At 73.0% G+C, this 20,567-nt stretch carries 16 protein-coding genes and 2 pseudogenes; 7 read left to right on the top strand and 11 right to left on the bottom strand.

From position 1 onward, the window contains the following. Nucleotides 1-27 precede the first annotated feature (27 nt). Nucleotides 28-708 carry a DUF4230 domain-containing protein gene (locus AMK16_RS02310; RefSeq protein WP_073907835.1) on the top strand — a complete coding sequence of 227 codons (681 nt, stop codon included), beginning with the start codon at nucleotides 28-30 and terminating at the stop codon, nucleotides 706-708. A gap of 338 nt (nucleotides 709-1,046) precedes the next feature. Here the strand turns inward: AMK16_RS02310 and AMK16_RS02315 are convergent, their stop codons facing one another. After that, entirely contained in the window at nucleotides 1,047-2,381 is a 1,335-nt protein-coding gene (locus AMK16_RS02315; protein WP_073907838.1) for a radical SAM protein, read from the bottom strand. Between the two features lie 185 nt (nucleotides 2,382-2,566). Beyond that, nucleotides 2,567-2,917: a MerR family transcriptional regulator gene (locus AMK16_RS02320; RefSeq protein WP_073907841.1), complete on the bottom strand. Its 351-nt coding sequence runs from the start codon at nucleotides 2,915-2,917 to the stop codon at nucleotides 2,567-2,569. Between the two features lie 305 nt (nucleotides 2,918-3,222). Between AMK16_RS02320 and AMK16_RS02325 the strand changes: the two genes are divergently transcribed. Beyond that, nucleotides 3,223-3,555 carry an STAS domain-containing protein gene (locus AMK16_RS02325; RefSeq protein WP_073907844.1) on the top strand — a complete coding sequence of 111 codons (333 nt, stop codon included), beginning with the start codon at nucleotides 3,223-3,225 and terminating at the stop codon, nucleotides 3,553-3,555. Nucleotides 3,556-3,666: 111 nt separating this feature from the next. On the opposite strand, the gene AMK16_RS02330 is transcribed toward AMK16_RS02325, so the two are convergent. After that, complete coding sequence (locus AMK16_RS02330; protein ID WP_073907847.1) at nucleotides 3,667-4,296, bottom strand: nucleoside/nucleotide kinase family protein; 630 nt, start codon at nucleotides 4,294-4,296, stop codon at nucleotides 3,667-3,669. A 48-nt stretch (nucleotides 4,297-4,344) separates the two neighbouring features. Further along, nucleotides 4,345-5,184: pseudogene (locus AMK16_RS02335) on the bottom strand (helix-turn-helix domain-containing protein); the annotation flags it as partial. Here AMK16_RS02335 and AMK16_RS02340 point away from each other — a divergent pair. Then, nucleotides 5,184-5,738: pseudogene (locus tag AMK16_RS02340) on the top strand (saccharopine dehydrogenase); the annotation flags it as partial. The pseudogenes AMK16_RS02335 and AMK16_RS02340 sit on opposite strands and share 1 nt — an antisense overlap. Before the next feature lie 395 nt (nucleotides 5,739-6,133). Here the strand turns inward: AMK16_RS02340 and AMK16_RS02345 are convergent. The 4 genes from AMK16_RS02345 to AMK16_RS02360 form a co-directional block, all read right to left on the bottom strand. After that, nucleotides 6,134-6,523, bottom strand: a complete 390-nt coding sequence (locus AMK16_RS02345; RefSeq protein WP_073907853.1) for a hypothetical protein — start codon at nucleotides 6,521-6,523, stop codon at nucleotides 6,134-6,136. A gap of 788 nt (nucleotides 6,524-7,311) precedes the next feature. Further along, complete coding sequence (locus AMK16_RS02350; RefSeq protein ID WP_242438526.1) at nucleotides 7,312-7,743, bottom strand: WhiB family transcriptional regulator; 432 nt, start codon at nucleotides 7,741-7,743, stop codon at nucleotides 7,312-7,314. Then, the gene (locus tag AMK16_RS02355) at nucleotides 7,740-8,801 is read right to left on the bottom strand and encodes a mechanosensitive ion channel family protein (protein WP_073907856.1); all 1,062 of its coding nucleotides are present in this window, start codon (nucleotides 8,799-8,801) and stop codon (nucleotides 7,740-7,742) included. The genes AMK16_RS02350 and AMK16_RS02355 overlap by 4 nt, the downstream gene beginning before the upstream one ends. 160 nt (nucleotides 8,802-8,961) lie before the next feature. After that, nucleotides 8,962-9,546 carry a helix-turn-helix domain-containing protein gene (locus tag AMK16_RS02360; RefSeq protein WP_073907860.1) on the bottom strand — a complete coding sequence of 195 codons (585 nt, stop codon included), beginning with the start codon at nucleotides 9,544-9,546 and terminating at the stop codon, nucleotides 8,962-8,964. Between the two features lie 77 nt (nucleotides 9,547-9,623). On the opposite strand from AMK16_RS02360, the gene AMK16_RS02365 reads away from it, so the two are divergent. Further along, nucleotides 9,624-11,288: an MFS transporter gene (locus AMK16_RS02365; RefSeq protein WP_107417031.1), complete on the top strand. Its 1,665-nt coding sequence runs from the start codon at nucleotides 9,624-9,626 to the stop codon at nucleotides 11,286-11,288. A gap of 196 nt (nucleotides 11,289-11,484) precedes the next feature. On the opposite strand, the gene AMK16_RS02370 is transcribed toward AMK16_RS02365, so the two are convergent. Both AMK16_RS02370 and AMK16_RS02375 read right to left on the bottom strand, forming a co-directional pair. Continuing rightward, entirely contained in the window at nucleotides 11,485-12,234 is a 750-nt protein-coding gene (locus AMK16_RS02370; RefSeq protein WP_073907863.1) for an SOS response-associated peptidase, read from the bottom strand. A gap of 139 nt (nucleotides 12,235-12,373) precedes the next feature. Further along, on the bottom strand, nucleotides 12,374-12,928 hold the full coding sequence (locus AMK16_RS02375; protein WP_073907866.1) for a DM13 domain-containing protein: 555 nt from the start codon (nucleotides 12,926-12,928) through the stop codon (nucleotides 12,374-12,376). A gap of 486 nt (nucleotides 12,929-13,414) precedes the next feature. Between AMK16_RS02375 and AMK16_RS36110 the strand changes: the two genes are divergently transcribed. Beyond that, entirely contained in the window at nucleotides 13,415-13,819 is a 405-nt protein-coding gene (locus AMK16_RS36110) for a hypothetical protein (protein WP_073907869.1), read from the top strand. Between the two features lie 84 nt (nucleotides 13,820-13,903). Here AMK16_RS36110 and AMK16_RS02385 read toward each other — a convergent pair whose 3' ends face one another. Further along, nucleotides 13,904-15,268, bottom strand: coding sequence for an NAD(P)/FAD-dependent oxidoreductase (locus tag AMK16_RS02385; RefSeq protein WP_073907872.1), 1,365 nt, complete (start codon nucleotides 15,266-15,268; stop codon nucleotides 13,904-13,906). A gap of 339 nt (nucleotides 15,269-15,607) precedes the next feature. On the opposite strand from AMK16_RS02385, the gene AMK16_RS02390 reads away from it, so the two are divergent. Continuing rightward, nucleotides 15,608-16,057, top strand: a complete 450-nt coding sequence (locus tag AMK16_RS02390; protein WP_073907875.1) for an ATP-binding protein — start codon at nucleotides 15,608-15,610, stop codon at nucleotides 16,055-16,057. A gap of 134 nt (nucleotides 16,058-16,191) precedes the next feature. Beyond that, nucleotides 16,192-20,550, top strand: a complete 4,359-nt coding sequence (locus tag AMK16_RS02395; protein ID WP_073907878.1) for a HAMP domain-containing protein — start codon at nucleotides 16,192-16,194, stop codon at nucleotides 20,548-20,550. Nucleotides 20,551-20,567 lie beyond the last annotated feature (17 nt).

Below are 20,567 nucleotides of genomic sequence, written 5' to 3' on the forward strand. Positions count from 1 at the left end.
CGGGCACCGACGGGGCATCCGGACGGTATGGAGACTTCCGCTCAATCCCCTTCGGCGGCAGGGAAGTCGGGAAGACCCGTCTCCCGCGGGCTGGTGTCGGCCGCCGCCGTCCTCGTGGCCCTGGCCGCGCTCCTCGTCATCGCCGGCCGCTTCAGCCTGCTCCCCGGCTTCGGGGGCCTGTTCGGCGACGAGACACACGACCGCACCGGCCCGGCCGTCCTCAAGTCGATTCAGAACATGAACCGTTACGAGGGTGCCGTCGGCAACTTCCAGGTGGTGGTGGACCTGGAGAAGGACGCCAAACTGCTGCCCGACGCCATCCGCGGCACCCGCACGCTGTACGTCGGCGCGGGTACGGTCGGCGCCTACGTCGACTTCGCACGGCTCGCCGACGAGAACGTCACCGTCAACGCGGACCGCACCGAGGCCGTGCTGCGGCTGCCGCACGCGACCCTCGGCGACCCGGCCCTCGATCCCGCGCGCTCCTACGCCGTGTCGAAGGAGCGCGGCCTGCTGGACCGGCTGGGCGACCTCTTCTCCGACAACCCGGCCGGCGAGCAGGCCGTCCAGAAGGTCGCCGTCCAGCACATCGCGGACGCGGCGCGCGACAGCGGTCTCGCCCAGCGCGCGGAGAAGAACACCACCGCCATGCTGGAGGGCCTGCTGCGCTCCCTCGGCTTCCGGCAGGTCTCCGTCACCTACGCGTGAGCGGTCACCCGCGGCCACCCGCAGGGCCGCGGCGCGTCCCCGCCGGCGGGGACGGGCTCGGACGGGTGCGGACACGCAAGAGCCCCGGCCGGTCTGGGGGGTGACCGGCCGGGGCGGCAGGGGGTGTGGCGGCGGAGGGCGGTCGCCTCTCGGCGGGGGGCTCCACAGGGCTTCAGCCGAACGATCTTCCCTGTGGGCCAGGGGTGAGGCCCGGGGACACTGTCCCCTCCGCAGCCACATATAGATGAACGGTCAATCAATCCCCCGTGTTCCGGCACCCGGCTGTGACCTGGGACACCCCCGGCTGCCCGCGACCGCCGGCTCCCGTCGCGCGACCGTCAGGACGCCGGACCCTCCATGCCTTCCAGGCTGTCCATGAAGGAGCTGACGGAGAACACCGCACGGCCCGGACCGGCGGGGCCGTACCCGGGCGGGGAGCTCAGGCCGTACTCCTCCAGGGTCGCCCGGTAGGTTTCCAGCAGGCGGATGTGGTATTCCAGCGGCGCGCCCAGCGGATTGGCCTTGCCCAGGGGCGTCGTCGGCTCGGGGCACCAGGTGGTGAAGCGCGGAACCACCCCCTTGGACATGAAGAACCGCAGGCCCTCGGCCGTCGATTCGATCGCCTCGCTCACCTTCGTGAAGCCGAAGGGCTCGGCCATCTCGATGCCCGCCACGAAGTTGGGGATCACGTTGCGCGGCCCGAAGACCTCGGCCGAGTCCAGGATCCTGCGGTGCCATTCGTCACGGCCGACGTACCGCTCCTTGCCCGGGCAGTGCAGCTGGAACAGCCTGCGGTCCCACACCTCGAAGTTGGGGTGGTAGATACGGATGCCGTAGTCGTGGAAGCGCTGCACGTCCTCGCGCGGCAGGGCCTGGGCGACGACCTTGCCGATCCAGCGGCCCGGGAAGCGCTCCTCGATGGCCTTCGCGTAGTGGCCGTAGAAATCGGCCTCGTCGCGGCCGGCCACCTGCGAGGTGATCGATCCGCCGGTCAGGGTGTAGGCCCGGGAGGTCCCCGCGGTGTCGTAGCGGTCGATGATCTCCAGCGCCTCCAAGACCTCCTCGACCGGCTTCACCCCGGTGTACGGGCGGCCCGCCGCCTTGTGCTGGCGCCAGTTGTGGTTGATGTCGCAGAACTGGCACTCTTCCTTGGCGCCGAAGTACTGGCACACCCGGAAGACCGTCAGGTAGACGAGGTAGCCCCACTGGATGGTCGGCGCGACCTCCATGACCGACTTGCCGTTCGAGAGCGTGTGGCGGTAGTACTCCGGCATCGGGGGCAGGCCGACGTCCGCGATCCGCACCCCGTCCAGGTAGAGGCCGAGCGCGCCGTCCTCGCCGCCCCGCACGACGTAGGGGGACTGCGGATTGACGCGTACGGACACGACGGTCCGGCGCAGTCCGTAGGGGCCGCCGGTGAGCACGATCTCCTCGGGCGGCCGGTTGAGCGCGGCCGCGCCGAGTTCGGGGAGCGTGCGGTGGTCGAAGGAGAAGATGAAGTACGACTTCGGCTTGACGTCACCGCGGGCACCGTCCGCGGTGCCGCTGAGCGCCGACTCGTCGAACGCCATCCCGCCGCGCAGCAGGTCTTCCTTGATCACGGCCTCCCGGGGCACGTGCGGGAAGCGCCCCATCAGGTCCTCCACCAGCGCGGTACGGCTCGGGCTCTCCATCTGTTGCTCCCTCGGGTCGGGCGGACGACGGTACGGCGGGGCCGCCACCGCACTGACCCGTCCGGGCGCGCACGTGTGACGGGATCCTGCACGGCATACCGATCGTTTCAGACGGCCGCCCCGGCCGGCTCACCGAGGAGCCCCGGCGGCAGGGAACTGCCCCGGCAGTGGGCCGCAGCGTGCTCTCAGCGGTCCGCGCCCTCGCTCACGCCGGTCCGGGCCCTGCGGTATTCGGCGTTCAGGCGCTGGGCTTCCTCCAGCTGGTCTTCCAGGATGACGATCCGGCAGGCGGCCTCGATGGGGGCGCCCTGGTCGACGAGCTCACGGGCGCGGGCCGCGATCCGCAGCTGGTAGCGGGAGTACCGGCGGTGGCCGCCCTCGGAGCGCAGCGGGGTGATCAGGCGGGCCTCTCCGATGGCGCGGAGGAAGTTGGGGGTGGTGCCGAGCATCTCGGCGGCCCGGCCCATGGTGTAGGCGGGGTAGTCGTCGTCGTCCAGGTGACCGCCGAGCGGGCCTGTCGGTGTTACTGCTGTCATCTGCACCTCAATCACGGAAACGCGTCGAGGGGCCCCGCTGCCGTACGGCACCAAGGCCCCGAAGGAAAATTCAACACCACCGGGCGGCGCTCCCGCCACGCCGGCCTGCCGTTCCCGGCGCACCGGGCTGTCGGGGGCGGGCCGCTCGGCCGTGCTTGTGAGACAGACCATAACGACACCGTTGGTTCATGTCTACTGTGCTGAGTGTAGATTTTCCCGTCGTCAGAACAGAGGTATTCTATGGCCGTATCCCCGGCCAGGAGGCCGCGGCAAGCGCGCCGACCAGGCCAGGACGAGGAGCAGACGTGAGCGAGACGGCGCGGGTTCAGGCGCTGCCCGACCAGGACGGCACACGCGTCATCGTGTGCGTCGGCGAGTTCGACATCACCTCCACCGGCCCCCTGCGGGAGGCGCTCGAAGCCGCCGCACGCGACGGGGTCTCGCGGACCGTGCTCGACCTGGTCGGATTGTCCTTCGCGGATTCCACCCTGCTCAACACCCTGATCCAGGCCCACAACAGGCAGCACCTCGTGCTCGCCGGGCCGCTCTCCCCCCAGCTGGCCAGGCTCTTCGAGGTGACCGGCACCGACGCCGTCTTCCACCTGACGCCGGACCTGGCCAGCGCCTGCGCCCCCTGACGCGAGCCCGCTCGCTCCCGGTCAGACTGTCCGCGGCGCAGGCGGTGGCGGGCGGGCCCGGCACGGGCTCGACGCCGCCGCGAGGGCGAGTCCGTCCAGTCCGGGGGCGGCTCAGCCCTGTCCGCCGTCGAGGACGAGGTCCGCCCGGTCGCGTCCTGCCGCGATCAGGCGGGCGTTGGCCTCGTCCGGGCCGGCCACCCACGCGCGCGCACGGTCGGGATCCCTGCCGTGGCGCACGTGCCGTTCGACCAGCCGCCGCACCCGTAGGGCGTCGTCGGGGGCCAGGTACCACACCTGGTCCAGCAGCGGCCGCACCCGCGCCCACTCCCCCGCGTCGTGCAGCAGGTAGTTCCCCTCGGTGATCACCAGCGGTACGCCGGGAGCGACCGGGACGCTCCCGGCGACGGGCTCCTCCAGGGTGCGGTCGAAGGCCGGGGCGTAGACGGTGGTGTCGCCCGGTGCGCGCAGCCGGTCCAGCAGGGCGGTGTACCCGGCCACGTCGAAGGTGTCGGGGGCGCCCTTGCGGTCGGCGCGGCCCAGCCGCACCAGTTCGGCCTGCGCGAGGTGGAAGCCGTCCATCGGCACCACGACCGCCAGTTCCGGCCCCAGCGCCTCGGCCAGACGTGCGGCCAGGGTCGACTTGCCGGCTCCCGGCGGGCCTGCGATGCCGAGGATCCGCCGGCCGTCGCCGTCACCGCCCGCCAGCGCGCGGGCCCTCGCTGCGAGTTCCGTCATCTGCACACGCGTATCCTGCCCGACCGGCGGACGTACGCCCCGGCCTGCCGGTGATCAGGCGGGACCGGCGCCGCGGAACGAGCGCCGGTAGCTGTCGGGCGGGACTCCGACGACCCGCTTGAACTGACGCCGCAGCGTGGTGGCCGTACCCATGCCGCTGGCGCGGGCGACGGCTTCGATGCTCTGGTCGGTGCCCTCCAGCAACTCCTGGGCGCGCCGGACGCGTTCGGTCAGCAGCCACTGGATGGGCGTCTGCCCGATCACGGACCGGAACTGCCGCCCGAGGTGGCGCGGGCTCGTGTTCGCCTTCCGCGCCATGTCGGTCACCGTCAGCGGCTGGTCGAGCCGCTGACGGACCCACGCGAGCAGCTGGGCGAGGGTGTGGTCTCCCGTCACCTGCACCGGCGTGGACACGAACTGGGCCTGGCCGCCGGGCCGGTGGGGCGGCATGACGAGGCGGCGGGCGACGGAGTTGGCGGTGGTGGCGCCGTGGTCGAGGTGGATCAGGTGCAGGCACAGGTCCACGGCGGCGGCCTTGCCGGCGGCCGTGAGCACGCTCCCGTTGTCCGTGTACAGCACGTCCGGGTCGACGACGGCCAGCGGATGGCGTGCTCCCAGCTCCGCGGCATGAGCCCAGTGGGTGGTGGCGCGCCGACCGTCCAGCAGGCCCGCGGCTCCGAGCACGAACGCCCCGGTGCACAGCGAGGCGATCCGGGCGCCCGCCGCGTGGGCCGCCCGCACGGCGCCGACCAGTTCTGGCGGCGGCGGCTCGTCGATGTCCGCGCAGGCGGGCACGATCACCGTGTCGGCGCCGGTCAGGCGCTCCAGTCCGTGGTCGGGCTCGACCGCGAACGGGCCGACCCGTACGGGGCCGGGCCCGCAGAGCAGTACGTCCCGCCGCGGGGACCCGGGTGGCGGGGCGGGTCTCCCACGAACGCCGGGCGGGCCGCAGGGTGCGGTTCACCGACGGCGCGCTGCGGTACCACGACGATGCGGTCGAGCAGCGGGACTGGCTGTTCCCGGAGCCGCTGGGCCGGCGGGCGGTGGTCGGTGAGTTCAGCATGGCCGATGTCGTCACCGTGCCGAGCCACCTGGCCGTGCCCGAGGTGCGTACCCACATGGCCGTCGAAGTGGCGCGGGACCTGGCCGGTCGGGACACGCCGGGCCCGCGGGCGGTCGACGGGTCGGGGCGCTCCGACCAGAGGTTCGTCGTGGACGTCCTGGTCCGCTCGGGCGGCGTCGAGCGCCGCGCCACGGCCCGCGGCCAGGACATCTACGCGGTCACCGCGCCCCTGGCGGTGGAGGCCGTCGGGCGGGTCCTGTCGGGGCGGGTGCGCAGGACCGGCGTGGCCTCGGCGGGCGCCGTGTTCGACGCGGCGGACTTCCTGCGGGCGCTGGCCCCGCACGTGTCGGTCGACCTCCCGCGGGCGCCCGTCCCGCGGCGCTGAGGGCGATCACGCACGGCACACGCCGCGGCGAGACCGGGACGCGACGCCGGCGGCGCCGACGGGACGGGCGCAGCCGCCCCGGCCCCCTGACTCTCCCGCCACGCAGGTCAAGCAGCTCGGCGCCACTCCCACCCGCACGAGACGGAAACCGCGCACCCCTGCGGGACGCAGGCGGCGACGCCATCGCGCCGACGAGGCGAACCCTGCCCCGTAACTCCCCCGCACCACGCAGGTGGAGCGGCTTGGCGCACTCCCACCCGCACGGGACGGGCAACGCGCCCGGGACCGGTGCCCGACCCGCGCGGCGGAGCGGGCGCGCCTGCGCCCCCGGGCGCGGCCCGCCCCTCGGCGAGGGACGCGCGGACCCGGGGGCCGTGGGAGGGGGTGCCGGATCTCTACCTGCCGCTGCCTGACCCTTCCGGCGGGTCCTGGGGGTCCACTCCCGTGAAGGCGGAGGCGTCCTTGCCGCCGCTGGGGCGCTGGGCGCGTCCCCGGCGACCGGTGTCGTGCATGCCGGGCTCGGACGAGCCCTTGGCCTGGTCCTCGCCGCGGCGGCTGCTGCTCTTGGTGGGCTCGCCGTGGGGGTTTCCCGCCTCCTCCTTGGAAACGGTCCGCCCGGGGCCCTTCTCGGGGGCGTATTCCTCGGCGTGGAAGGAGCGGTGTGCGCTGGGGTTGTCCTGCTGCCGGGTCTCATCGACATCCGGCGACCAGCCGTGCTGGCTGCCCTTGTGCCGGCTGACCTGGTCATCGCCCGGGTTCTGGGACTTCTTCGGCTGCCTGGCCATGTTCCACCTGCCGTCTCTGCCGGGGCGGGCCCGTCGAAGGGCGTGCCGCCCGAATAGGTCCTCGCCCTGCGCCCGGCCGCCACTGGCGGACGCTGCCGGGCCTTTCAGGGGATCGGTATCCATCATGCGCCCCTTCGGCGCTGCGGGCCGCCGCAGCAGGTCAGGGCCGTTTAGGGGTGCGCCGTCCGGACACACGCGGATCATGAACGAGATCCGCAGCACCACGAACGCCAGGCCGTCGACCCCCGCTTCCGGGGAGAAGGACGCTCCGTCCGGCCCCGCGGCGGCGCCCGTCACACCGGGGGGCGCCGGGAGCGCGGCCTCACAGGGCGCCGGCCACCTCAGTGCCGTGGCCCAGCCGGTGTCCGGGCGCGCCAAGGCCGCTGCACGGACGGCCCGGGAGTCGCTCGGATCCGCGACCCGCCTGACCCGCGGCAAGGCCGTCGAGGCATGGACGGCGGTCAAGGTCCGCAAGGTGGTCGCCGTCGGTGTCCACCGCCGCCACCGTGGTCGTGTCGGCCGGGTCGTACGCGGCGGGCCGCCGGGCCGGTCTGCGCCGCCGCGGGCCGCTCTCGCGGCTGACCGGTGGCCGTCTCTGACCGGATCCGACGCGCCTGAGCCGCCGACGCACCCGGCCCGTCCGCGCAGCGGACTCCTCCGAAGTGCCCGGCACCCCGCACCACCCGGCCCCGCACCGGGCGGGACGCTCCCCGGGCCCGTCCCCACCGCCGAGTTCCGCCCCCGAGGCGGGGCCCGGCGGCGGGGGCGGGCCTCAGTCGTGTCCGGCGCTACGCGCTGCGGGGCCACGGCCGCGGGCCGTCGCTCCCCACGGCCGCGAAGCTTCGGCGCTCGCGTCCGGTCAGGCCGCCCCGGACCCCGTACAGCTCCCCGACCTCGAGGGCATGGCGCAGGCACTCCTCCTGGACCGGGCGCAAGGCGCAGACCTCCTTCGCCGCGCTGTCGCGCCGGCCGCGCTGCTCGCCACGTTCCCCCGCGGGGTGGACGAAGAGGCGCGACCCGAGGGCACGGCAGGCGGCCTCCTCCTGCCACAGCCAGTGATGCTCCGCCCGATCCGGCAGCCGTAGCCCGCCGGCCCGCCGGCGCCGGCGGCAGGCCCCCGGGTCGGGAGCGCCCTGCTTCCGGCGCCGCGACAGCGGCCCGTGGGACGCCGAACAGCGGCGGCGGACGGGCAAGTGGCCGACCGTGGGCGCCGCCGTCACCGGCGGCTCTCCTGCTCGTCCGGGAGGGCGGCCGGAGCCGTGGTGATGCGCGGCAGGGCGTACGGGTGCTTCTCCGCGAGCCAGCCCACCAGTTCCTCGCGGACGGCGCAGCGGACGGTCCACAGATCGTCCGGGTCCTTGGCGGTGACGATGGCGCGCACGGTGATGGTGCTGGGCGTGGTGTCGGTCACGGCGAGGTCCCAGGCGCGACCGTCCCAGGCCGGACAGGCGTGCAGCACCTCGCGCAGCTTCTCCCGCATCAGGTCCACCGGTACGAAGTGGCCGCAGTGGATGAAGACGGTGCCGGTCATCTGGATGCCGCCGCGGGACCAGTTCTCGAAGGGGCGCGCGGTGAAGTAGGAGACGGGCATGGTGATGCGGCGCTCGTCCCAGGTGCGCACGGCGAGGAAGGTGAGCGTGACCTCCTCCACGACGCCCCACTCGCCGTCGACGACGACGGTGTCGCCTATGCGGACCATGTCGCCGAAGGCGATCTGGAAGCCCGCGAAGAGGTTTCCGAGGGTGGACTGGGCGGCCACACCGGCGACGATGCCGATGAGGCCGGCCGAGGCCAGCATGGAGGTGCCAAGGGTGCGGAAGCCGGGGAAGGTGAGCAGCATCGCGGCCACGGCCACCACGGCGACCACCGCCGTCACGACCCGCATGATCAGTGTCACCTGGGTGCGCACCCGGCGGAGGCGGGCCGGGTCGCGGGTGCCGGTCGCGTAGCGGGCGTAGGTCGATTCGACCGCGGCGGAGGCGATGTGCACCACGAGCCAGGCGCCCGCGCCTATGAGCACCAGGGACAGGGTCCGGCCGACGGCCGCCTCGTGGTCGTTCAGGGGCCGCCAGTCGACCTGCTGGTAGGCGCCCCGCAGCAGCGCCGCGAACAGCACGATCCGCAGGGCGGTCCGGCAGCGGCGCAGCAGGCCCCACAGCGGCGTTTCCGGGTGCCGCGCGCCCATGCGGCGCAGCAGCCAGTCGGCCAGCCGGCCCACGACGAAGGTGAGCACGAGCGAGCCGCCCAGAACGGTCAGCAGGCGAAAAACGCTGTTCATATCCCCTCACGGTCCTATTGGCAGGCACGATCCCATCGCCCCTGCCCAGCGCCGTGGAGCTGACACAACGGCGTCCGCCGACCGCGTCCTGCCCGGTCCGGTCCTGCCCGCTCCGGTCCGGCTGCCGGGGAGGGTGCGCAGGTGACCAGGCCCCCGGCCGTCAGCTGCGGGGCTTCGCGCGGACGTGCATGCGTTCCCCCTGCCTCCCGAAGAGGCTGAGGATCTCGACGGGCCGGCCGTCCGCGCTGCCGAACCAATGGGGCAGCCGCGTGTCCCATTCGGCTGCCTCGCCGGTGCCCAGGACCAGGTCGTGCTCGGCCAGGACCAGCCGCAGCCTGCCTTCGAGCACGTACAGCCACTCGTAGCCCTCGTGCGTGCGCAGATCAGGCTCGACGCCCCGGTCGGGGATGATCATCTTGTATGCCTGGAGGGGGCCGGGGCCCCGGGTCAGGGCCACCGACGTACCGCCGTTGGGCAGGGCGCGGGGGGTCAGCCGCACCCGCGGGTCCCCCACTTCCGGGGCGCCGACCATGTCGTCCAGCGGCACGCCGTAGGCACTGGCGAGGGGCAGCAGCAGTTCCAGGCTGGGGCGGCGCTGTCCGGATTCCAGCCGCGAGAGGGTGCTCCTGGAGATGCCGGTCGTCTCGGAGAGTGCGGCGAGGGTCAGGCCGCGCTGGGCGCGCAGCCGCCGGAGGCGGGGGGCGACCTCGTCGAGGACGGCCTGGTGGGGCGGTGGACGGTCCATGCGGGCATTCCACCGCGCCGTCCCGGAAATGGCAACAGGAGTTGCCATGGTGGCGCGCCGGGCCCACGCTCCCCGGCATGAGCCCACACCACGACCACCCAGCCGGCGCAGCACCCGCCGGGCGCCGCCCCCAACGGCCCGGACACCCCGAACGGCCCGGACACCCTGAACGGCCCGGACACCCCCTGGCGCCCGCCCATGCCGAGGCTGCCGGACGCCCCGAGACGGCCGGCCATCCCGAGCAGCCCGCACCCTCCCGCGGTGGCGCCGACCGCGAGGCGACGGCCGCCACCGCGCCGGGGAGCGGGCGGGCGCCACGCGCGCCCTCGGCCCGTCGGGCACTCGCCGGACTCTCGCTGTCGATGCTGCTGGCCTCCCTCGGCACCAGCATCGCCAATGTCGCCCTGCCCACCCTGGCCGAGGTCTTCGGCGCCTCCTTCCAGGCAGTGCAGTGGGTCGTCCTCGCCTACCTCCTCGCGATCACCACCGTGATCGTCGGTGTCGGACGGCTCGGCGACGTCATCGGGCGGCGCCGGCTGCTGCAGGCCGGAATCGCGCTCTTCACGGCGGCCTCCGTCCTGTGCGGCAGCGCGCCCACCCTGTGGCTGCTGACCGCCGGCCGGGCGGCCCAGGGCCTGGGCGCGGCCGTCATGATGGCCCTCACCATGGCGTTCGTCGGCGATACGGTTCCGGAAGAGCGGACCGGCAGCGCCATGGGGCTGCTGGGAACGATGTCCGCGGTCGGCACCGCTCTCGGCCCGTCACTGGGCGGCGCGCTCATCGCGGGAGCCGGCTGGCGCGCGGTCTTCCTCATCGGCGTGCCACTGGGTGTCGTGACCCTGTTCCTCACGCACCGCCACCTGCCCGCCGACCGGCCCGGGAACGCCACTGGCCGGGCCCGTTTCGACCGCGTGGGCACGGTCCTGCTGGGCCTGACCCTCGCCGCCTACGCGCTCGCCATGACGACGGGGCGCGGCGGTTTCGGCGTGCGGGGTGCGGTCCTGCTGTCGGCGGCCGCCTGCGGAGCCGTCCTCTTCGTACGCGCCGAGGCGAGGGCGGACTCGCCGCTGGTCCCCCCGGCGGTCTTCCGCGACCGGACGCTGAGCGCGGGCCTCGCCATGAGCGCACTCGTCTCGACGGTGATGATGGCGACACTGGTGGTCGGGCCGTTCTACCTCACCCGGTCCCTCGGCCTCGGCCAGGCCCTCGTCGGGCTCGTGCTGTCGGCGGGTCCGGCCGTCGCCGCGCTGACGGGGGTGCCGGCCGGCCGTATCGCGGACCGCTTCGGCGCGCCCCGTACGACGGTCCTGGGGCTCCTCGCCATGGCGGCGGGGGCGGCCACCCTGTCCTTGACGTCCACGGCCTCCGGCACCGCCGGCTACCTCGCCCCGATCGTCGTCATCACCATCGGCTACGCGGCGTTCCAGACGGCCAACAACACCGCAGTCATGGCGGACGCCGACCCCGGCCGGCGGGGTGTCACCTCCGGCATGCTGGGCCTGTCGCGCAACCTCGGCCTGGTCACCGGCGCCTCCGTCATGGGCGCGGTGTTCGCCTTCGCGTCGGCGACGACGACGGCCGACATCACCACGGCCCGTCCCGAGGCGGTGGCGACCGGTATGCGCGTCACCTTCGCCGTCGCGGCGGCCCTGCTCTGTGCCGCGCTCGCCCTCGCCGCCTCCCGGACCCGGAAACGGCCCCGGACCCGGAAGCAGACGGCGGCGGAGCGGAGCGGCGGATGAGCCGCACCGCACGCCAGGTGCGTCGGCGGCTCGTACGCGCGACCAGTCGGCAGGGCCGCCGTACGCAGGGCTGGCAGGGCCGGCAGGGCCGCCGTACGAGGGCCGTTCGCCCGGCCGACTGATCATCAAAGGCCGCGAGCCGCGAAACCCGGTCGCGCGGTCCGTGTCAGCCCTGTCCGTGTCAGCCCTGTCCGTGTCAGATCTGTCCGGCCGCGGCCGGGGCGTCGTCGAGGAGCTCGGGGCCGTTGTTGCGGACGCTGTTGACCGCCGTGGAGACCGCCCGGACGTCGAGGCGGCCGCCGGCCGGTGCGGCCAGTAGTGCGCGCAGCTCGTCCGGGTCCTGGTGGGCCGGATCGAGCCAGGTCTCGTAGTCGGCCGGGGCGAGGGTCAGGGGCATCCGGGGGTGGATGCGGCCCGCCGCATCGGTGGCCTCGGTGGTGATGACGGTGCAGGTCGCCCACCACGCGGCCGGGTCGTCGTCGGCGGTGACGGCGGGGTCGCGCCAGAACTCGTACAGCCCCGCCATCGCCATCACACCGCCGTCCTCGGGGCGGATGAAGTACGGCTGCTTGTACGCCTTGGCGCCGGCCGTGGCGGGGACGGGCTGCCACTCGTAGAAGCCGTCGGCGGGTAGCAGGCAGCGGCGTTTGGCGAACGCCCGGCGGTAGGCGGGCTTTTCGTGCACCGTCTCCACGCGCGCGTTGATCATCTTGGCGCCGCCGGTGAGGCTCTTCGACCAGGAGGGGACGAGCCCCCACCTCAAGGGGCGCAGCTGCCGCTCCAGTACCCCGCTCTCGCGGTCGGCGCGCTCCAGGACCGCCCACACGTCGTCGGTCGGGGCGACGTTCCAGCTCGGCGGCGGCGCCTGGCCCGGTTCCGGGGGCGCGGCCTGGAACAGGTCGGACAGGTCCTGAGGACTTCGGGTGGAGACGTATCGGCCACACATACGCTCCAGCCTGCCACGCCCGGCCGCCGTCGGGTGGCGATCGCCACCCACCGGCCGTCGCCGCCCTTCGGCGGCCATCGCCGCCCTTCGGCCGGTCCGGACCGCACCGTGCCCCACCGGCGCTCCCCCTGGCGCCCGGTCACACGGGGGTGAGGGCCGCCGCGCCGAAGGAGACGCCGAAGCGGTCGCACCAGATGGTGACGCTGGTGTAATCGGCGAGGTTCACCTCGGGCGGGACCGCGTAGTTCTGGTCGCCCTTGTTGCCCTTCAGCTTCCCGAGGCTGAGGTGACGGCCGTCGTCGAAGACGCGCCAGCCCCCGGCGCCCGCACGGACGGGGGCGTCCGTGAGCCACACCCTCAGGTCGGGGCCGTTGCTGGTGTCCAGGTTCTCCAGGCGCAGCGTGCGCGAGCCGTCGGGCAGCCGGACGAGCCGGACCGTACCGGTCGTGGGGTGCTCGTGGCTGATCAGCGCTCCCTGCGCCAGGGTGCGGGGATCCGGCGCGCCGTCCGGCCCGGCCGGTGCGCCGGGACCGGACGCCGCGGGGGCCGGCGGGCCGGTCGGCAGGGCCTCGTGGACGGCGGCGTCCTGCCACAGCTTCCACGGCTGGAACCAGTAGGACCCCGCGCCCAGCGCCACCGCTCCGGCGACCAGTACCCCGCCGAGCGCTCCGCCGCGCCTCTTCTTCTCCGCCACCGCCCCTGCCCCTCCGTAGGTCCGTCGTGCCCATTCAACGGGCCCCGCCACACCGTCACCAGGTCAGGGACCATGACGAAAGCCTTACGTCGGCTCGCCCGGCGGGCGGTGGCTCCGGCTCCGGGGCCCGCGGTCCGACGGTGTGTGAAAAAACTTGTCCCCGGGGCCGTTTACGACGGGTGGAACGGGAAACCCGCGCACCAGCGGGCCTTCCTGACGGCCACCGAAGGTACGGCCCGCCCGGTGGAGCGCCGTACGCATGCCCCCTCCCCCCGGGCAGGCGTACGGCCCACCGTGAGCCGCCCCAGCGTCGCGTGCTGCCCCCCTTCCCGCCCGGATCCCACGGGCCGCGGCAGCACGCGCTGGGGAACGGCAGGTCCTGCGCGCGCTCCCCTGCCCCTACTCGGCGCCCGGATGCGGAACCTCGCCGGGGAGGGCTTCGTTGAGCTACTCGACCCCTACGCCCGGATCATCGGAAGGACCCCCGTGAGCACTGGCATCACCGTGGAGGACAGCTGTGTCAGCGCGTTCCAGGAGCTGAGGAGCAAGCGGAACGTCAACACGGTGATCTACAAGCTCGGCGAGGGCCCGGACAGGGTCGTGCTGGACTACAAGGGCAATCTGACCCACGAGGAGCTGCTGCGGTCCCTGCCGGCCGCCGAGCCGCGGTTCGTCGTGTACGACCTGGCCTTCGCGACGCCCGACGGAGCCCGCTGGAACAAGACCATGATGATCTCCTGGCTGCCCGAGGGCGCCGACGCACGACAGCAGGCCGCGCACGAGGAGGCCGAAGGCATCCTGCGGGACCTGCTGGACGGCATCCACCTCTGGGTGCGGGCCACCCGCCCCACCGACCTGGGGTACGACGCGCTGGTCGCCGGGACGTCCTGAACCGGTCCGCTCGCACCCGCGGTCGATGGGGCGGGCCCCGGACCGGTCCCGGGCCCGCCGCCCGGTGGCGGGCCCGGGGTTTCCTCAGCCCGCCACCCGCAGGGCCGCCGTGTGGGCCCTGACCTGGTCGGGGGTCAGGTAGGCGTCGGTGTACTCGAATTCCCTCAGCGTCGGCGGCTTCGAGGAGCGGTATCCGGTCCGGACGAAATCGTCTCCGGCCAGCGCGTTGAGCATCCAGTTGGTCAGTACGCGCGTCTTGGCGACATTGGTCCGCAGCGCCGACCAGTGGTAGCCGCGGGCCACCACCTGGGCCGGGAGCCCGCGCAGCGGAACACCCAGCGGCTTGGACACGGCATCGGTGCCGCCCAGGTCGACGACGAGCCCGAGGTCCTTGTGCACGTACGGGCTCAGCGGCTCGTGGCGCAGCGTCGCGATCAGGTTGTCCGCGAGCGTGCGCCCCTGGCGCTGGGCGTGCTGCGCGGTGGGCGGGCAGATCGCGCCCTCCTCCTGCGAGGCGAGGTCGGGGACGGCCGCCGCGTCTCCCAGCGCGAAGACCCCGGAGGCGCCGGGCACGGTCAGCTCCGGGGTCACCACCAGCCGGCCTCGGGCGGTCTCGGCACCGAGCGTGCCGATCAGCGGGCTGGCGGCCACCCCGGCCGTCCAGATCAGGGTCCGGGTGGGGAGCACCCGGCCGTCGGTGAGCGTGACCTCCGTGGCGCCCGCCTTGGCGACGCTGACGCCGAGGGAGACCTCGATGCCGCGGCGGCGCAGGATCTCCAGGGCCGCCTTGCCCAGGGCGTCGCCGAGCTCCGGCATGAGTTTGGGGGCGAGGTCCACGAGGTGCCAGCGAATCTGGCGGGGGTCCAGCCGCGGGTAGCGCTTCACGGCGTGGTGGGTCAGCCGCTGGAGGCAGGCGGCGGTCTCGGTGCCGGCGTAGCCGCCGCCGACCACGACGAAGCAGAGCCGGGCGGCCCGTTCGGCCTCGTCCTCGCTGGCGTCGGCCAGGTCGAGCTGGGCGATGACGTGGTCGCGCAGGTACATGGCCTCGGCGAGGGTCTTCATCCCCCGGGCGTGCTCGGTGAGGCCAGGGATGTCATAGGTACGGGTGATGCTGCCGGGAGCCAGCACCAGGTGGTCGTATGCCTGCTCCGTCACCTCACCGGTGATCTTGCGGATGATGCAGATCTTCGCGCGGGTGTCCACGCCGATGGCGCCGCCGGGGATGATCCGGGTGCGGTAGCGGCGGCTGCGGCGCAGGGAGATGGCGACGGACTGGGGCGTCAGCACGCCTGAGGCCACCTGCGGGAGCAGTGGTAGGTACAGCTGGTAGGAGTTCGGTGTGACCATGGCGATCTCCGCCTCGGCCGGTGACAGCCTGCGTTCCAGCCGCCGTACGCACTCGACTCCGGCGAAGCCGGCGCCCACCACGAGGATCCTCGGTCGTGCCACGGTGTCCGTCCTTTCTCGGGCCTGCCAGATCATCCGCGTCTGCCCCGCCCGGCCGGGCTCTGCACACGGAAGGGGCGAGACGGCCTGAAAATCCCGTCCGATCGGACGTGCACCGGGCGCGTTATCCACCCCGGGGGGGTTTCGTCGGGGGCCGGGCGGTAACACGCGGGAAGGTAACGGTCCGCGAGGAGAGGGATCTCTCATGGGAACGATGGTTCTGCTGATCGCGCCGATGCTGCTGGCCCTCGTGCTGGTCAACCGCCGGGGCGGACACCGTCCCCGGCACCGGGCCCGCCGCACCTGAGAGGTGGACGGGCTGATCGAAAGGGAGGTGGGACCGTGGCGGTTCGTGCGGTGGGATGGGCCAAGTCCTTCCCGGTCCATCGCGGGGTGCGTGAGGCCCGCGGGTGGTGCCAGGAGCATCTGGACACCTTGTCGTGGACGCAGGACGCCCCCGACACGGTGTACTCCGTCCTGCTGACGGTGTCCGAGCTGGTCACCAACGCGCACGTGCACGCGCACAGCAGCGCCCAGCTCGTCCTGACCTGGGACGGCCAGTGCCTGCACGTCAGTGTGGCCGATACCGATCCCGCGCTCCCCGCCCCGAGGCAGGCCTCGGACGCGGCGACCTCCGGCCGGGGCCTCGCCCTGATCGACGCCCTCGCGGACCGGTGGGACGCACACGCGTTCCACGGCGGCAAGACCGTCACCGCCTGCTTCCACCCGCCGGGGCAGCCCTCCCCGCATGCCCGGGCGGAGGGTGACACAGGACACCACCGCGACGGATAATCCCCGGTCGCAGCCCCTTTGCCCTGCCTCCCGGACCACGGACGGAGCAACGCAGGGTAGCGTTCCGCCTGGCCGTCGTGAGACGGCCGGGCTGGACGTGACAGGGCAGCTGCGGAAAAAGAGGCGGGGTTGGCATGACCGAGACGGTTACCCAGGGCGCTCGCGCGGGAGAGGGTTCCGGAAGGGGAGCCGGGGGCGGGGTCGGCGAGGCGGAGCTGCGCCAGCTGCTGACCGGCCTCACGGCCGTACGCGACGGCGACTTCGGGACCCGGCTGCCGTACGAGGCCGATGACGTCCTCGGCGAGATCGCGACGGTCTTCAACGGCATGGTGGACCAGCTGTCCCAGTTCACCTCCGAGGTGACCCGCGTGGCGCGCGAGGTGGGCACGGAAGGCACCCTCGGCGGCCAGGCGGTGGTGCCCGGGGTGTCCGGGACCTGGGCGGACCTCACGGACTCCGTCAACGCCATGGCCGGCAACCTGACCACCCAGGTACGTGACATCGCGCAGGTCGCGACCGCGGTGGCCCGCGGCGACCTCTCGCAGAAGATCGACGTGGACGCGCGCGGCGAGATCCTGGAGCTGAAGAACACCATCAACACGATGGTCGACCAGCTGTCCTCCTTCGCCGACGAGGTCACCCGCATGGCCCGCGAGGTCGGCACGGAAGGCCGCCTCGGCGGCCAGGCCGACGTCAAGGGCGTCTCCGGCACCTGGCGCGACCTGACCGACTCGGTGAATTTCATGGCCGGGAACCTGACGGCCCAGGTGCGCTCCATCGCGCAGGTGGCCACGGCGGTCGCGGAAGGCGACCTCTCGCAGAAGATCGGCGTGGACGCGCGCGGCGAGATCCTGGAGCTGAAGAACACCATCAACACGATGGTCGACCAGCTGTCCTCCTTCGCCGGCGAGGTCACCCGCGTCGCCCGCGAGGTCGGCACGGAAGGCCGCCTCGGCGGCCAGGCCGACGTCAAGGGCGTCTCCGGCACGTGGAAGGACCTCACGGAGTCGGTCAACGTCATGGCCGACAACCTCACGGCGCAGGTGCGTTCCATCGCCGAGGTGACCACCGCGGTGGCGCAGGGCGACCTGTCGCAGAAGATCAGGGTCGACGCGCGCGGCGAGATCCTGGAGCTGAAGGAGACCATCAACACGATGGTCGACCAGCTCTCGGCCTTCGCGGACGAGGTCACCCGCGTCTCGCGCGAGGTGGGCACGGAGGGCAATCTGGGCGGCCAGGCGACCCTGCGGGGGGTCTCCGGCATCTGGAAGGACCTGACCGACAACGTCAACGTGATGGCGTCGAACCTGACGGGACAGGTGCGCTCCATCGCGCAGGTGGCCACGGCGGTGGCCCGCGGCGACCTGTCGCAGAAGATCGTGGTCGACGCGCGCGGCGAGGTCGCGGCGCTGGCCGGGGTCATCAACACCATGGTCGACACCCTGTCTGCGTTCGCCGACGAGGTGACGCGCGTGGCGCGCGAGGTCGGCACCGAGGGCATCCTGGGGGGTCAGGCCCGCGTCCCCAACGTGGCGGGGACGTGGAAGGACCTCACGGACAACGTCAACTCCATGGCGAACAACCTGACCGGCCAGGTCCGCAACATCGCGCTGGTCACCACCGCCGTGGCCAACGGTGACCTGTCCAAGAAGATCGACGTCGACGCGCGCGGCGAGATCCTGGAGCTGAAGACGACCATCAACACGATGGTCGACCAGCTCTCCTCCTTCGCGGCCGAGGTGACCCGCGTGGCCCGCGAGGTGGGCAGTGAGGGACGCCTCGGCGGTCAGGCCGAGGTCGAGGGCGTCTCCGGCACCTGGAAGCGGCTGACGGAGAACGTGAACGAACTCGCCGGGAACCTGACGCGGCAGGTGCGTGCGATCGCCGAGGTCGCCAGCGCCGTCGCCGAGGGCGACCTGACGCGCTCGATCACGGTCGACGCCTCCGGTGAGGTCGCGGAACTCAAGGACAACATCAACTCGATGGTCGGCTCGCTGCGCGAGACGACGCGGGCCAACCAGGAGCAGGACTGGCTCAAGTCCAACCTGGCCCGGATCTCCGGCCTGATGCAGGGCCACCGGGACCTGTCGGTGGTCGCGGAACTCGTCATGGACGAGCTGACGCCGCTGGTCGCCGCCCAGTACAGCGCCTTCTACCTCGCCGAGGAGACCCCGCAGGGCGTCGTGCTGACGCTGGTCGGCTCCTACGGCATCCCGGCGGGCGAGTCCGGCCGGCGCAGCTTCGGGCTCGGGGAGTCGCTCGTCGGGCAGGCGGCGCGCAGCCGCCGCTCCATCTCCAGCGACGAGGTGCCGCCCGGCTACGTCATCTCCTCCGGCCTGGGCGAGACGGCCCCCGGCAGCCTGGTCGTGCTGCCCATCGTCGTCGAGGGCCAGGTCCTCGGCGTCATCGAGCTGGCCTCCTTCACCCCGTTCACGGCGGTCCACCGCGACTTCCTGGACCAGCTGATGGAGACCGTCGGCGTCAACGTCAACACGATCGTCGCCAACGCCCGTACGGACGAGCTCCTCGGCGAATCGCAGCGGCTGACGGCGGAGCTCCAGGCCCGCTCGGCCGAGCTCCAGTCCCAGCAGGAGGAGCTGCAGCACTCCAACACCGAGCTGGAGGAGAAGGCCGCCCTGCTGGCCGCGCAGAACCGGGACATCGAGACGAAGAACCTGGAGATCGAGCAGGCCCGTCAGGAACTGGAGGACCGGGCGCGGCAGTTGTCGCTCGCCTCGCGCTACAAGTCCGAATTCCTCGCGAACATGAGCCACGAGCTGCGCACGCCGCTCAACAGCCTGCTCATCCTCGCGCAGCTGCTGTCCCAGAACCCCACCCGCAACCTCACCCCCAAGCAGGTCGAGTACGCGGGCATCATCCACTCGGCGGGCTCCGACCTGCTCCAGCTCATCAACGACATCCTCGACCTGTCGAAGGTCGAGGCCGGGAAGATGGACGTCAACCCGGAGCACGTCCCGATGCGGCAGCTGCTCGACTACGTCGAGGCGACCTTCCGCCCGATGACCATGCAGAAGAACCTGGCCTTCACGATCACCACCGCTCCGGGCGTTCCCACGACGCTGCTCACGGACGACACCCGGCTGCGGCAGGTGCTGCGCAACCTGCTGTCCAACGCGGTCAAGTTCACCGAGCAGGGCCAGGTGGAACTGCGCATCGGTCTCATCGACCCCGCCGAGCGCCCGGCCGGGCTCAGGAGCAACGGCCCCGTGGTCGGCTTCCGCGTCGCGGACACCGGCATCGGCATCGCCGAACAGCAGCTGGAGGCCATCTTCGGCGCCTTCCAGCAGGCGGACGGCACCACGAGCCGCAAGTACGGCGGCACCGGACTCGGACTGTCGATCAGCCGGGAGATCGCCCAGCTGCTCGGCGGGGCGATCACGGCGCAGAGCACTCCCGGTGTCGGCTCGACCTTCACGCTCTACCTGCCCACCGCCGGGCCGCAGGCCGAGGAGGCGGCCGTCCTGGCCTCCGGGCAGCCGGCGGCGATCTCCTCCCTGCCCGCCCAGGTGTCCGAGGCCCCGGAGAGCGGGGTCGTAGAGTCGGCGGCTCCCGTCACGACCCTGGTTCCCGTCGCCGCACCGGCCGCCTCCGGCGGCGCGGCGGGTGCGTCGCAGCAGCGCCGCCTCCTGGTCATCGAGGAGCGGGCGAAGGGGCTGCTCTCGCTGGTGGCGGAGAGCGCCGCCGCCGATCTCGCGGCCAGCCACGGCATCGCCGGGCAGCGCTACGGCGTCGACATCGTGACGGTGATCGGCGCCCAGGACGCGGCAGCCGCGCTCGCCTCGCAGCCCTTCCACTGCGTCGTGCTCGACCTGGGCATGCCCCAGGAGGAGGCGATGCGCTTCCTGGCCGCCCTCGACGGGGACGCGGCCCTGACGACCCTGCCGGTGCTGGCCCACAACAACCGCCGGCTGGGAGCCGCCGCCGAGCGGGCGCTCCAGCAGCGCACCCAGACGCAGCCACTGGAGCTGCTGACCAGCCTGGACGAGCTGCGCGAACGGGTCGCCCTGCACCTGTCGGCGGAGCAGCCCGGGGACGCGCTGGCGCTGGTACGCGCCGAGGAGACCCGGCCGCAGACGACCCAGCACATCGACGACCAGCTGGTCGGCAGGACCGTCCTCGTGGTGGACGACGACGCCCGCAACCTCTTTGCCATCAGCGGGATCCTGGAGCTGCACGGCATCGACGTGCTGCACGCGGAGAACGGCCGGCGCGGTATCGACACCCTGGTCCGGCACCCGCACATCGACCTGATCCTGATGGACGTGATGATGCCGGAGATGGACGGCTACACGGCCACCGCGGAGATCCGGCGGATGCCCGCCTACAAGGATCTGCCGATCATCGCCGTGACCGCCAAGGCGATGCCCGGTGACCGGGAGAAGAGCCTCGCCTCGGGCGCCAGCGACTACGTCACCAAGCCGGTGGACGCCGTCGACCTCATCGCCCGGGTACGCCGCTGGGTGGCTCCCTAGCCGTACGGGGCCGACCC

The sequence above is a fragment of the Streptomyces sp. CB00455 genome (assembly GCF_001905445.1).
Lineage (GTDB): Bacteria > Actinomycetota > Actinomycetes > Streptomycetales > Streptomycetaceae > Streptomyces.

Coding starts and splice junctions, on each gene's coding strand:
- AMK16_RS02365 (WP_107417031.1), top strand. CDS start 9,624: ATGAGCCCACACCACGACCACCCAGCCGGCGCAGCACCCGCCGGGCGC.
- AMK16_RS02355 (WP_073907856.1), bottom strand. CDS start 8,801: ATGAACAGCGTTTTTCGCCTGCTGACCGTTCTGGGCGGCTCGCTCGTG.
- AMK16_RS02360 (WP_073907860.1), bottom strand. CDS start 9,546: ATGGACCGTCCACCGCCCCACCAGGCCGTCCTCGACGAGGTCGCCCCC.
- AMK16_RS02315 (WP_073907838.1), bottom strand. CDS start 2,381: ATGGAGAGCCCGAGCCGTACCGCGCTGGTGGAGGACCTGATGGGGCGC.
- AMK16_RS02395 (WP_073907878.1), top strand. CDS start 16,192: ATGACCGAGACGGTTACCCAGGGCGCTCGCGCGGGAGAGGGTTCCGGA.
- AMK16_RS02370 (WP_073907863.1), bottom strand. CDS start 12,234: ATGTGTGGCCGATACGTCTCCACCCGAAGTCCTCAGGACCTGTCCGAC.
- AMK16_RS02310 (WP_073907835.1), top strand. CDS start 28: ATGGAGACTTCCGCTCAATCCCCTTCGGCGGCAGGGAAGTCGGGAAGA.
- AMK16_RS02320 (WP_073907841.1), bottom strand. CDS start 2,917: ATGACAGCAGTAACACCGACAGGCCCGCTCGGCGGTCACCTGGACGAC.
- AMK16_RS02345 (WP_073907853.1), bottom strand. CDS start 6,523: ATGGCCAGGCAGCCGAAGAAGTCCCAGAACCCGGGCGATGACCAGGTC.